Annotated in this window: 9 protein-coding genes; 4 read left to right on the top strand and 5 right to left on the bottom strand. The window is 54.0% G+C overall.

Annotated features, from left to right (window positions below):
• Positions 1-24: 24 nt before the first annotated feature.
• From IB214_RS00980 to IB214_RS00970, 3 genes are all read left to right on the top strand, one after another.
• A complete protein-coding gene (locus tag IB214_RS00980; protein ID WP_096759177.1) occupies positions 25-924 on the top strand; it encodes a LysR family transcriptional regulator in 900 nt (299 codons plus the stop codon).
• A 47-nt stretch (positions 925-971) separates the two neighbouring features.
• Complete coding sequence (gene yhjD, locus IB214_RS00975; protein ID WP_115257221.1) at positions 972-2,000, top strand: inner membrane protein YhjD; 1,029 nt, start codon at positions 972-974, stop codon at positions 1,998-2,000.
• Between the two features lie 333 nt (positions 2,001-2,333).
• On the top strand, positions 2,334-3,656 hold the full coding sequence (locus tag IB214_RS00970) for an MFS transporter (protein WP_117342507.1): 1,323 nt from the start codon (positions 2,334-2,336) through the stop codon (positions 3,654-3,656).
• Positions 3,657-3,740: 84 nt separating this feature from the next.
• On the opposite strand, the gene IB214_RS00965 is transcribed toward IB214_RS00970, so the two are convergent.
• Both IB214_RS00965 and pdeH read right to left on the bottom strand, forming a co-directional pair.
• Positions 3,741-5,801 carry an AsmA family protein gene (locus IB214_RS00965; RefSeq protein WP_117342508.1) on the bottom strand — a complete coding sequence of 687 codons (2,061 nt, stop codon included), beginning with the start codon at positions 5,799-5,801 and terminating at the stop codon, positions 3,741-3,743.
• A gap of 78 nt (positions 5,802-5,879) precedes the next feature.
• Positions 5,880-6,647, bottom strand: coding sequence for a cyclic-guanylate-specific phosphodiesterase (gene pdeH / locus IB214_RS00960; protein ID WP_117342509.1), 768 nt, complete (start codon positions 6,645-6,647; stop codon positions 5,880-5,882).
• A 231-nt stretch (positions 6,648-6,878) separates the two neighbouring features.
• Here pdeH and IB214_RS00955 point away from each other — a divergent pair, with 231 nt between their 5' ends.
• Positions 6,879-7,808: a sugar kinase gene (locus tag IB214_RS00955; RefSeq protein WP_096759172.1), complete on the top strand. Its 930-nt coding sequence runs from the start codon at positions 6,879-6,881 to the stop codon at positions 7,806-7,808.
• 99 nt (positions 7,809-7,907) lie between these two features.
• Here IB214_RS00955 and IB214_RS00950 read toward each other — a convergent pair whose 3' ends face one another.
• The 3 genes from IB214_RS00950 to hmsP form a co-directional block, all read right to left on the bottom strand.
• Positions 7,908-9,401: a pitrilysin family protein gene (locus tag IB214_RS00950; RefSeq protein WP_115257218.1), complete on the bottom strand. Its 1,494-nt coding sequence runs from the start codon at positions 9,399-9,401 to the stop codon at positions 7,908-7,910.
• A 221-nt stretch (positions 9,402-9,622) separates the two neighbouring features.
• Positions 9,623-10,909, bottom strand: coding sequence for a dicarboxylate/amino acid:cation symporter (locus IB214_RS00945; protein ID WP_115257217.1), 1,287 nt, complete (start codon positions 10,907-10,909; stop codon positions 9,623-9,625).
• A gap of 178 nt (positions 10,910-11,087) precedes the next feature.
• Positions 11,088-13,073 carry a biofilm formation regulator HmsP gene (hmsP, locus tag IB214_RS00940; RefSeq protein WP_096759169.1) on the bottom strand — a complete coding sequence of 662 codons (1,986 nt, stop codon included), beginning with the start codon at positions 13,071-13,073 and terminating at the stop codon, positions 11,088-11,090.
• Positions 13,074-13,388: the final 315 nt, after the last annotated feature.

Genomic DNA, 13,388 nt, shown 5'->3' with positions numbered 1-13,388 from the left:
TGGGAACAACAATAGGGCAGAGAGATGGATAAAATTCACGCAATGCAGTTGTTCCTCCGCGTCGCAGAACTGGAGAGTTTTTCGCGTGCGGCCGACACCCTCGGACTGCCTAAGGGAAGCGTATCGCGACAAATCCAGGCGCTGGAAAATCATCTGGGTACCCAGTTGCTGCATCGCACCACCCGCCGCGTTCAACTGACCCAGGACGGGATGATCTATTACGAACGTGCGAAAGATCTGTTGAGCAATCTGGATGAGCTGGACGGACTTTTTCATCACGATCCCACCAGCATCAGCGGTAAACTGCGGGTCGATATGCCGGTTGGCGTGGCCAGAAATCTGGTGATGCCCCGCCTGCCTGCCTTTTTGCATCAGTATCCAGGACTTGAGCTAGAACTCAGCAGCAGCGACCGTCTGGTGGATTTAATCCGTGAGGGTTTCGACTGCGTGGTGCGCGTGGGTGCGCTGAAAGATTCAGGGCTGATTGCCCGCCCGCTGGGGAAATTGACGCAGATTAACTGCGCCAGCCCACAGTATCTGGCCCGTTTTGGTTATCCCGAAAGTCTGGACGATTTGGCCTCGCATGCAGTGGTGCATTACGCGGTAAATCTGGGTACCCGTTCGCAGGGCTTTGAAATAGCGACCGACAACGGGCCCCGCTGGATAAAAACCGGCGGCATGCTGACGGTGAACAGTACCGAAACCTATCATGCGGCCTGTCTTGCCGGGTTGGGCATCATTCAGGTCCCACGCGTGGGTGTACGTGAGGCATTGCGCGCCGGTACGCTGGTTGAAGTCTTACCGCAGTATCGCGCCGAACCGATGCCGGTTTCTCTGCTGTATCCACATCGCCGTAATCTCTCCCGCCGGGTCCATCTGTTTATGGAATGGCTGACCGGCGTGATGAAAGACTATGTGGACTGACGCGCTATACTGTCCTGTGAATGCACAGAATAAGGACTACCGCCCTGATGACGCAGGAAAAAGACGTAAAACGCCCCATTCAGGAACTTGAGCACGCGCCGATCGCCAAAATTGACACACCAGAGCGTGACCAGACAGAAACCAACAATAAGACCCATCAGGCGCTGAAAACAGCCCTGACTCTGGCGGAACGCGTTCAACGCCAGCCCATGATCGCCCACCTTATCCGCGCCGCAGAACGTTTTAATGACCGGATGGGAAACCAGTTTGGTGCGGCAATCACCTATTTCTCGTTCCTGTCGATGATCCCTATCCTGATGGTATCGTTCGCTGCCGCCGGTTTTATTCTCGCGTCGCACCCCACGTTATTGCAGGATATCTTCAGTAAAATCCTGGCCAACGTCAGCGATCCGACGCTGGCATCCACGCTGAAAAACACCATCAATACCGCCGTTCAGCAACGTACCACCGTCGGGCTGGTCGGGCTGGGTATCGCCCTTTACTCCGGGGTTAACTGGATGGGAAACCTGCGCGAGGCCATTCGCGCCCAGTCGCGTGATGTCTGGGAACGCACGCCGCAGGATCAGGAGAAAATCTGGGTAAAATATCTGCGCGATTTTGTCTCGCTGATTGGATTACTGATTGCGCTGATTGTCACCCTGTCAATTACCTCCATCGCCGGTTCCGCCCAGCAGATGATAATCTCGGCCCTGTACCTCGATGGTATTGACTGGCTGAAGCCCGCCTGGCGACTGATCGGCCTGGCGATCTCTATTTTCGCCAACTATCTGTTGTTCTTCTGGATTTTCTGGCGACTCCCGCGTCATCGCCCACGTAAGAAGGCGCTCATTCGCGGTACCTTTATTGCGGCCTTTGGCTTTGAAGCAATCAAAATTATTATGACTTACACGCTGCCGTCGCTGGTGCAATCCCCGTCAGGCGCGGCGTTTGGCTCGGTATTAGGTCTAATGGCTTTCTTCTACTTCTTCGCCCGTTTGACCCTGTTCTGCGCCGCCTGGATAGCCACCGCAGAATACAAAGACGACCCGCGGATGCCGGGGAAAACACACCGCTAATCTTCGTTAACTGCCGGATGGCGCTACGCTTATCTGCCCTACTGGTGAGTTTTGTAGGCCGGATAAGCGTAGCGCCATCCGGCAATTATAATGCCGCCCGCTCTCACTGATTCAGTGAATAAATCCAACCCGTAACTTTTATTTAACCAAAAACCAGTTTTATCATCCAAGTTTTAAATTATGTGAAGCATTTCATAGAAGCGAAATCTTCGGCCTAAACATTATCCCCTTTTTGCCCAATTTTTGACCAAGCGCAACGTTTGTTACAGATTGAAATGTCTCTTTTGCTGTGCGTAATATGACCGTTCGTTCGACAAAAAATAAGAAAATATTATGCAAGCAACCGCCACAACGCTCGACAACGAACAGGAACACGCCCCGGTCAATTCGCGCAATAAAGTCGTCGTCGCCTCACTCATCGGTACCGCCATTGAGTTCTTCGACTTCTATATTTACGCGACCGCCGCGGTGATCGTTTTCCCCCATATCTTCTTCCCGCAGGGCGACCCGGCGGCGGCCACGCTGCAGTCTCTCGCCACCTTTGCTATCGCCTTTGTGGCGCGGCCGATCGGCTCGGCGGTGTTCGGACATTTCGGCGACCGCGTCGGGCGTAAGGTCACGCTGGTTGCTTCGCTGCTGACCATGGGGATCTCGACGGTGATTATCGGCTTGTTGCCGGGTTATGCGTCGATTGGGATTTTCGCCCCGATCCTGCTGGCACTGGCGCGTTTTGGTCAGGGATTGGGTCTTGGCGGTGAATGGGGCGGTGCTGCATTGCTGGCCACAGAAAATGCCCCACCGCGCAAACGGGCGCTCTATGGGTCCTTCCCGCAGTTGGGCGCACCGATCGGCTTCTTCTTTGCCAACGGCACGTTTCTGCTGCTCTCCTGGCTGCTGACCGATGAGCAGTTTATGAGTTGGGGCTGGCGTGTACCGTTTATAGCCTCTGCGGTACTGGTGATTATCGGTCTGTACGTTCGCGTCTCACTGCATGAATCCCCGGTGTTCGCAAAAGTCGCGGCAGCGAAAAAGCAGGTCAAGATCCCGCTGGGAACCCTGCTGACAAAACATGTTCGCGTCACGATCCTCGGCACGTTTATCATGCTGGCGACCTATACGCTGTTCTATATCATGACCGTTTACTCAATGACCTTCAGTACCGCCGCCGCCCCTGCGGGCCTTGGTTTACCGCGTAATGAAGTCCTGTGGATGCTGATGATGGCGGTGATTGGCTTTGGCGTGATGGTCCCGGTTGCCGGACTGCTGGCCGACGCGTTTGGTCGTCGCAAGAGCATGCTCATCATCACCACGCTTATCATTCTGTTCGCCCTGTTCGCCTTTAAACCGCTGCTGGGTTCTGGCAATCCGGCGCTGGTCTTTGTCTTCCTGCTGCTGGGGCTGAGCCTGATGGGGCTGACATTCGGCCCGATGGGCGCGCTGCTGCCGGAGCTGTTCCCGACCGAGGTGCGCTACACGGGCGCGTCGTTCTCGTATAACGTTTCATCGATTCTCGGCGCGTCCGTGGCCCCCTACATCGCGGCATGGTTGCAAGGTAACTATGGTTTGCCGGCCGTCGGGATTTATCTGGCCTCGATGGCCGCATTAACGCTGATCGCGCTGCTGTTAATCCACGAGACGCGTCATCAGTCGTTGTGATTCTTTTGCCGGATGGCGGTGTAACCACCTTATCCGGCCTACGTTGAGCATGAAATCCAGGCCGGGTAAACATCCGGCCAGACATCACTTCTTCATTTGCGACAAAATCGTCCGGCACTGATTAGCCTCACCTTCTGACGGTGAGATCAGTGCCAGCAGGGCGGCAGCCGGTGTGACGAGCGTTGCCAGTGCCGCGGCGACGGCCCCACGCGCAATCAACGGCCCTGCTTTCACTCCGGCCTGCGGATTTTTGAATGTCCCGCGAACATACAGCGGTGAGCGCAGCGTAATAATACGAATGCCTTTACTCTCCGGATCGACGGTTAAATCCAGCTGTTCAGAGGCAAAACTCGCTGTTCCGGTAACATTGATAACCGCATTTTCGGTATCAAAAGCAAAAATTTGCGGGCGCGCAACGCCATTGACGATATCCAGATTCGCTGCCGCACAGTTCACTCGCACTTCGTCATCACCAAATATCTGTCCGACGATATAGTTGCCCAAATTCAGCCCCACTATTTCCATCAGGTTTCGACTGATCAACCCATCGTTCATCAACAACTTCAGGTTGCCATTACTGTTTCCGAGCAGCGCAGCCACCGAATTCCCGCTCCCGCGAAATTCGGCATCACCATTCATTTCACCGAGCGTTTTCTGCATCAGTTCCACATCCGGCATCAGCTCTTTCAGCTTCAGACGACGCGCCTGAATAGTCGCCCGGCCCTGCATCGGCTTTTTATCCCCTTCCAGATGAATGCGAGAGACGATGCTGCCTCCCGCCAGACCAAATTTCAGCGGCTGCAGTTGCAGGTCGGCATTGTTCAGGATGATATGGGCGGAGAGATCGCTTACCGGCAGGCTGCTGCCGTGCTCAATACGCCGTCCCTTGAAGCGCACATCGGCATCCATCACGTTCCATTTATCGGTTTCGAAACGGTCGTACGGCAAGACTTTATCCGCGGGCTGAACGCTCTTCTCGCCTTTACGCTGTTCAGATTGTTTGGCGCGTTGTGCACCTTTACCGGAATCCACGCCAATCAGCGGCCCTAAATCCGCCAGCCGCAGCTGGCGCGACTCAACGTCGCCTTCCAGTTTCGGGCGCGGCTGGCCGGTGGTGTAAGCCAGCGTGCCGTGAATATCACTGTCGCCGATGCGGCCATTAAAGTCGCGATAACTAAATACGGCAGATTTCTCACTGCCTATTTTGGCCACCAGCCGCCCGTCAGTTTCAAAGGGGGGAGTATCCGGCAGCAGAACGCCGGTCAAATCGTACAAATCCCCGAGCGAATCACCGGAGAATTTCAACTGAAGATCGACGCCGCCCATATTCATCGGGTCATTTACCGCACCGACAAAGGCCACCCGCGTATTAGCTGAACGGAAATCGGCCTGCACCGGGAACGGTGTGCCTTCGCCGCGTAACGCCAGCATTCCACCGATTTTTCCACTGCCGGTTAGCGGTTCACCGCGATACCGCCCCTGTGCCTTCAGGCCGAAAACGTAATCGCCAACGTTGGCACGCTTTTCTGTGCTTTTCGTTCCCGTCACTTCGCTAAAGGGCAACGGTTTGCCCAGCGGATCAACGACGATTTCAATCTCCGATTGGGTGATCTTATCGTTGATGGCGATACGTCCTTGATCGAACAAAATATTATCGAGTCGAAATGACCAGGCTGAAGGCGGGGTGTTGGGATCGGGGTTTTCACTCCCCGCGAGGGTAAAGGTCCAGTTGTTGTTTTTCTCCGACAGGCGAATAAGCCGCGCGTCCGGTTTCACCAGCTTAATCCACGGTAGCCAGACGGTTTTGGTCAGCAACGCCAGCGGCGCGAGCGTGGCTTCAACGCGCGGGAGATGCACCATGGTGATGTCAGGGATATCCGGCGGGTTGCCGAGGATAATATCCTCCGCATGAATGTGCGGCCACGGAACCCAGCTTCGCCAGCCGGTTTCCTGCTTCTGGCGTTCCCAGACGACGCCCAAATCACCGCGTATCGCGAACGGTCGGTTGAGCTCAGTAGAGACTTTCTGGTTGATGGTCGGTTTGAGCCGGTTCCAGTCAAATGTCGCAATCACGATGATGAGTACGACGATCAACAACAAGAAAACCCCTGTTACCGCTGTGGCTATTTTGCCTGCTTTCGTCATCTTTTACCTCCTCACTTTCTTCCTTGCCTGTTCTAAAGATAGTCCAGCAGGGTTAAAAGGAGGCCGATGACGCCAACATCACAGCGACAATATCACCTCTTCAAGGGTATTCAGGGGAGCCGGACGCGAGAGAAAATAGCCCTGCGCAGCGAACGCCGGTGAGTTTTGCACGTCGCGCCACTCTTCCAGTGTTTCCACACCTTCAACAATCACACCGCGGCAATAACGGTTCATCAACTGCAGCAGCAGTGTGAACAGGTTGCGGCCTTCCGGCGTCTGGCGCAGCATAATAAACAGATCCCGCGCTACCTTAATGTAGTCATAGCTGACTTCGCTCAGAGCGGAGAAATTCGCCATCCCGGTGCCAAAGTCATCCAGCCAAAGCGGACCAAACTCGCACATTGAGGCAAATGACGCTCCCTTCGGTAAACGAATATGCTCCACCAGTTCAAAGCGCAGCCACGGCAGGCATTCAATGATTTTCAGTATGTCGGGATCCTGGCGCATCGCCAGCAGCGTCGGGCCATCGACGTTCACCGACGCCAGCAGGTCGTGGGCTCTGAAAAAGTCGCTTTTCAGTTGGAGTTGCAGAAGCTGCTCTTTCACCACGTCAATACGATGACGTACGGCTATTTCGGCAAAATAGCGGTCCGGCGCAAGACGCTGGGCAGGATTGTCAGGATGGCTCACTACTGTCAGCAGTTCAACGGCCATCAGCCGCCCATTGGTCTGGTAAATCGGCTGGTAGGTGTAAGCACGCTCGCACTGCAGCCAATAGCGTCTCTCCAGCAAGCTCTCGATACTCGCATCAGGCGTAATTAGCTGCTGGGTAACCTGCTTTATCATCTGAGATGTCCTGTAAATAAGAGTGTGACTGACCGGACTCGTCAAAGGTTATCGGCGCTCGGGCGCAGAACTTTACGTTCAGCACATCGCAAAATAAAAACCAGGCAGCAAAAAAATTGCGCAGAATACGCGTTGGCTCAAAAAATTAATGGAACGATGTTTTAATATAGTTGACCACTTAACACCCACAGCGCACACTACCGTTAATTTTTTTCAGAGCAGGTTACGACTATGTCCAGCAAGATTGCCGTGATTGGCGAATGCATGATTGAACTGTCACAGAAAGGCGCAGACGTTCAGCGCGGTTTCGGTGGCGACACGTTGAATACATCCGTTTATATCGCCCGTCAGGTCGATTCTGCGGCCCTTTCTGTACACTATGTCACGGCGCTGGGCACGGACAGTTTCAGCCAACAGATGCTGGAATCCTGGCATGGCGAAAACGTCGATACCTCATTAACGCAACGCATGGACAATCGCCTTCCGGGTCTCTATTACATTGAAACAGACAGCACCGGCGAACGTACCTTCTATTACTGGCGTAATGAAGCCGCGGCAAAATTCTGGCTGGAGAGTGAACAATCCGCCGCCATTTGCGAAGAGCTGGCGACGTTCGACTACCTGTACCTGAGCGGTATAAGCTTGGCGATCTTAAGCCCGACCAGCCGCGAGAAACTGCTGTCACTGCTGCGCGAATGCCGCGCCAACGGCGGAAAAGTCATTTTTGACAACAACTACCGCCCGCGCTTGTGGAGCAGTAAAGAAGAGACGCAGCAGGTGTATCAGCAGATGCTGGAGTGCACCAATATCGCGTTCCTGACGCTGGATGATGAAGACGCGCTGTGGGGTGAAAAACCCGTTGCTGAGGTCATTGCCCGTACCCACGCGGCCGGTGTGCAAGAGGTAGTGGTGAAACGCGGCGCAGACTCGTGCCTGGTGTCTATCAATGGCGAAGAGCTCATTGATGTACCGGCGGTAAAACTGCCGAAAGAGAAAGTGATTGATACCACTGCCGCAGGCGACTCGTTCAGCGCCGGGTATCTGGCCGTACGCTTAACCGGTGGTGATGCCGCAGAAGCCGCCAAACGCGGTCATCTGACGGCCAGCACGGTGATTCAGCATCGCGGGGCGATTATTCCCCGCGACGCAATGCCGCAGTAACTTATTGTTCTTGTAGGCCGGATAAGGCGTTAACGCCGCATCCGGCATTGGGTACGCCGGGGGCGCTTCGCTTGCCCGGCCTACAGGTTACGATACCCTCTACTGTACTGGCGGAATATCCGTCACTTCAGGATGCGACTCATCGGTTTCAACCGACGCTGCCGCAGCGGCCACCGGCGCCATGATGGCATCCCACGTCGCCTGCAGATCCTTCATATTGAATTCCGGCTCACCCTTCGGCTGCAGCAGAATGAGTGCCATTTCTTGCGACAGTTGCTGGCGCAGGTCCTGATTCAACATTTCTACGGTCAGGCCATTGAGGAAGTTCTGGCGTAAACGCTGGTACTGTTCCGGCGCAATATCCACCACCTGATTTTGCAGCGAGCGCAGGCGCTGGCTAATTAAGATATCGGTATCGGTTCGGCCATAGGTGGCAAACAGCTTCTGCAGTTCCAGATTTTTTTGTGCCACCAGCGCGTTAAATTCATCTTCTGGCAGCCCCTTATCACGCACTTTCGCCAACTCACGCGCCACCGTACCCAGATTCGCATTCAGCTTATCATTCGGTGACTCAACGTTAATGGCGCACTGCGCACGCAGGAACAACACCCGACAGTCAAAGCCGAGGCCGATATCTTTCGCATTGTTTTTAGTAAGCGTCTGCTGAATGTGCCAGAACAGCGCTTCACGGGCTAAATCAGCACGCCAGTAGCGCAACAGCGCGGCAGATTCACGAATCGGTTGCCACGGCGTATCCCACATGATGGAGAGGCGATCCTGGCGTACCGCATCGGTCATAATGCTCACCGCTTCAGCGCGTAGCGGAGAAAGTGTCGGCACCGGTGCCGGAGTCTCACGTTTACCTTTTAATTCGCCGAAGGTTTTGTTGATTTGCTCTGCCACGTTACGTGCGTCAACGTTGCCGACGATAATCAGCGTCATGGCATCCGGGGTATACCATTTCTGGTAGAACGACTGGATTTTCTCAGCATCGACCGGGGTTTTCAGCGGATCGGCAGGATCGTGTCCCAGCAGCGTTGATCCTTTCAGTCGGTAGCGCCACCAGCCTTCTTTGGTGTCCACCGGCCAGGTTGTCACCATATCTTCGCTACTCAGCGCATGGTTGATGGTTTCTGGCGTGATGGTCAGTTTGCCGGAGATAGTCGCCAGATAAGAGAGCGACTCTTTCAGCAGGTCGTTACGGCTGTTGGGCAAGCTGAGGTTATACAGTGTGGAATCATAGGAAACGATAACAGGCGGCATGGGACGCTTGGGATCGAACCCCTGCTGCCACAGTGAACGGGCTTGCGTGGCATCAAGGCCACCGCTTTGCGTCAGCGCGATACGCGGGATCGCATGGCTGAAACCACTCTGTTGTGTATTTTCGGTGAGTGAACCGGTATTAACCAGCAGGCGAACCTCGATACGGTCGCTGGGGCGCTGGGGGGTGGCTAATACTTGCCACTGTAAACCGTTTGCCAGCGTACCCTGTTGCCACGCCGGGTCAGGCTGGAGCGCATCTGCCTGCACATAGCCGGCAGAGGCCATCATCAGCAAGCTGCCCGCTAAAAGTCGAATTTTTGTGCCCTGCATGTGAACCCCTGATCAACAATCCTGGTAATAAAAAGACAGCCCTGAACAGGACTCTCTGAATATGACGTTAAAACACTTCGTGTTAGACCGCGAAAACATAAAAATGTCACGGAAGAAGTGAAAAAATCCCGAAGCCATCGGATCGACGGCTTCAGGTACAGGGGGTAATTATGCGCAGGAGCCCGTAGCCCTACAAGGGACTACGGGCAGAAGTGACGAGATTAAGAGGATAAATCGTGCGTTTTGCCATCCTGCGCACGGTTATTCAGCGTGTCATCCAGCTTTTTGGTATCCAATTCTTTCACCCACTTAGCCACAACGACCGTGGCCACACCGTTACCAATCAGGTTGGTCAGCGCACGGGCTTCAGACATAAAGCGGTCAATACCGAGAATCAACGCCAGACCGGCAATCGGTAAATGGCCCACAGCGGAGATCGTCGCCGCCAGGACAATGAAGCCACTTCCGGTGACACCCGCAGCCCCTTTCGAGGAGAGCAGCAGCACCACCAACAAGGTTATCTGATGGAATATATCCATATGACTGTTCGTGGCCTGAGCGATAAACACCGCCGCCATCGTCAGATAGATCGAGGTCCCATCAAGGTTAAACGAGTAACCGGTAGGGATAACCAGCCCGACCACCGACTTCCGGCAGCCCAGTTTTTCCATCTTATCAAGCATACGCGGCAGCGCGGACTCGGAAGATGATGTCCCCAGAACGATCAGCAATTCTTCACGGATATAGCGGATGAACTTGAAGATGCTAAAGCCGGTTGCACGAGCAATAGACCCCAGCACCACCACCACAAACAGAATACAGGTGATGTAGAAGCAGATAATCAACTGCCCCAGCTGTACCAGCGTACCGACGCCATATTTACCGATGGTAAAGGCCATGGCCCCGAAAGCACCGATTGGCGCCAGGCGCATGATCATGTTGATGATGCCGAAAATGACCTGCGAGAAGCTTTCAATCACGTTGAAAATCATTTGGCCTTTGCTGCCCAGACGGTGCAGCGCGAAACCAAACATCACCGCGAACAGCAATACCTGCAGGATGTTGCCGCTGGCGAACGCGCCAATGACGCTACCTGGGATAATATCCATCAGGAAGCCCACAATCCCCTGGTCTTTTGCCTGCTCAGCGTAAATCGCGACAGCTTTGGCATCCAGCGTGGCCGGATCAACGTTCATCCCGGCACCGGGTTGCACCACGTTGACAATGATAAGACCGATGATCAGCGCAATCGTACTGACTACTTCAAAATAAAGCAGTGCAACCGCACCCGTGCGGCCAACTGCTTTCATACTTTCCATGCCTGCAATGCCGGTAACGACAGTACAGAAGATGACGGGAGCGATGACCATCTTAATGAGCTTAACGAACGCGTCGCCAAGCGGTTTCATTTGGGCGCCCAATTCAGGGTAGTAATGGCCAAGGAGAATACCGATGGCAATCGCTGTCAGGACCTGAAAGTAAAGGCTTTTGAATATTGAGGTTTTCATAGGGTGTCCTTAAAGTAAAAACCACAGGTCTTGTAAGGTTTTATTTAACCTGCGGCCCTAAAGTAACACCCACACAACATGACAGAAATGTACAAAGATCATAATTGATACAAAAATGTTAAAAATTTTGAGCTGGCTCGCACAAGCGCACCCTTTTTTAAGTTTTGTAATCAGCCCATTACTGCGTTAAATAACGTTCTTCGAAGATATCTGCCGGAACGGGACGGGCAAATAAGAACCCCTGCGCCACTTCCACGCCCGCCTGCTCTAACCACGCGCGTTGGGCTTCGGTTTCGACACCTTCGGCAATCATCTGTAAATCGAGGCTGTGCGCCAGCTGAATAATCGCCGTGATCATGCTGCAATCCTCAGGCACGCCGTCGACAAACATCTTATCGATTTTGAGCACATCCACCGGCAGCGACTTCATATGCTGTAGCTGGCGTAAACCGGCGTAGCCCATACCAAAGTCATCCAACGCGATTCGCACACCTGCATTACGCAGCGGGCGCAAAATGGCAACGGCCGCGTTGGGATCATCGATATGTCTGCTTTCGGTCACTTCGAGAATCAGCGTGCCGGGCTTCACACGATACCGGTTTAGTAGTTCCAGCAGGTCTGACACCATATTCGGGTGCATTAACTGCAGTGCAGAAAGATTGACCGATAGTGGAAGCATCAGACCGCGCTCCTGCCAGGCAGCAAGCTGGCGGCAGGACTCTTCCAGCACCCAGTACCCGACAGTTACCATCAGACCACAGGATTCAATCCTGTCGATTAACCCTTCCGGCAGTTCCCAGCTTCCATCCGGCTGCTGCATCCGTAACAGCGCTTCCGCACTCAGTATTTTGCCGCTGGCAATTTCTACCTGCGGCTGCATCCACAGCGCAAAGTGCTGGTTGTCCAGCGCGGTAAGAATGTCGTTCTCTTCCGTCAAACGCTGCTGAGCTTCTTCCATTTGCTGCGGGTCAAAGAACTGAATCTGGTTTTTACCCTTCCGGCGTGAGGTGAGTGCCGCAGAGAGCGCACGGCTGTAAAGCTGCTCTGCGGTTAAGTCGCCATAAAACATCGCGACCCCAATATTGCAGTTGGGGCGCAGTTGGATGCCGTGGATAGGCAAACGCTCATTAATGATAGTGAGTACTTGCTGACCTAATGTGATGGCATGCCAGGGTTCCTTCACACCATGCGCAATAATGGCAAAATCGTAGCCACTTACCTGGGTAAGCACCATTCTGGGCGCCAGTACCGACTTGAGTTTTTCGACAACCGTCAGCAGCAGGATTTCCCGCTGAGTTTCGCTCAGCACGCCTGCGGTATCCCGCAACGTTTCGCAGGTGACAATCATCAGTGCTGTGGTCTGCTTACGGGATACAACCTGCTCCAGCAGCCCCATTAAAAACGTTTTGTTGGGCAGTTCGGAGACCGGAAAACGCATTGAATAGTCGCTCAACTCTTCGCTGCGGCGCTGCACCAACTGCTGGTTCAGGTTGTAGCTGCGCACCAGCATGCCAATCTCATCATCCTGATGCAGGCGCGGCAGCGCCAGTTGGTAGCCCATTAACGCCTGCTGAGGGATCTCATTCAGTTCTCGGGCTATTTTACGTAACGGATGCACAATCAAGCGGTTAATACACCAGGAGATCGCCACCGTCAGGACCAGGGATAAAAGTAAGTAAATGGTCACTAACGTTGAGAGCGTGCTCATCACGAATTTGTACATACGGTACGAATCTGCCTGCAGCACCAGATAGGCCAGCGGCTGTGGGTTGGCAGAACGCTCCAGAGAATAGACCGGCAGCGAGATCTGCACCGGTAGTTCGAACAGACGCGTCACCGTTACCGGGACCGAACGTTCGGGAATAAAGCTCATCCGTAAAGCCTGAAACTGATTCGGCAGTACCACATCGGCGCGGCTGACCACGCCCGCGGGCTGAATTCGCCGTAAAATCGTCTCCGCTTCGGGGATATCCCCTTTCAGAATGGTGGCCGACAGGGGCTCACGTACAGAGCGGGCGATACTTTCCAGTTGCGTAGCCGTGTTATAGCGGTTCTGCTGTACCAAATGAAACAGCAAAACGGTGCAAAAAATAAAAACAAACACCATGACTACGGCCGCAACCATCGCCATCTGCTTAATTGTTAACGAGCGACTGACACGCAAACTGACTCTCCATGGATAAATAAAACTGCCGTCAGAGTATACCCGATCATAGCGTTATTAAGAGAGGCGCTATCTGAAAAGTTCCCATCGCGTATTTTCGCCGCAGGTTTGACGCCTGGCGTGGAAAGTTACCGACAGAAAGGCGAAAAAGGCCGCAAGATTACGCCTCACCGGACAAGCCCGGTTTATCGATGATTCTGCGGTAACACATCACCCCAACCACTTCGCCAGTACCGCGTCTGCATGAAGCCTCGCATTCACGTTTATCTCGCCGTAACTGGAAAGTTATTTGCCAGCTGGCAACTTTCCTGACGG

It is taken from the genome of Citrobacter sp. C1 (assembly GCF_014596895.2).
GTDB lineage: Bacteria > Pseudomonadota > Gammaproteobacteria > Enterobacterales > Enterobacteriaceae > Citrobacter > Citrobacter gillenii.
The sequence above is the reverse complement of the archived record's forward strand: the minus strand, read 5'-3'. Positions and strand labels throughout refer to the sequence as shown.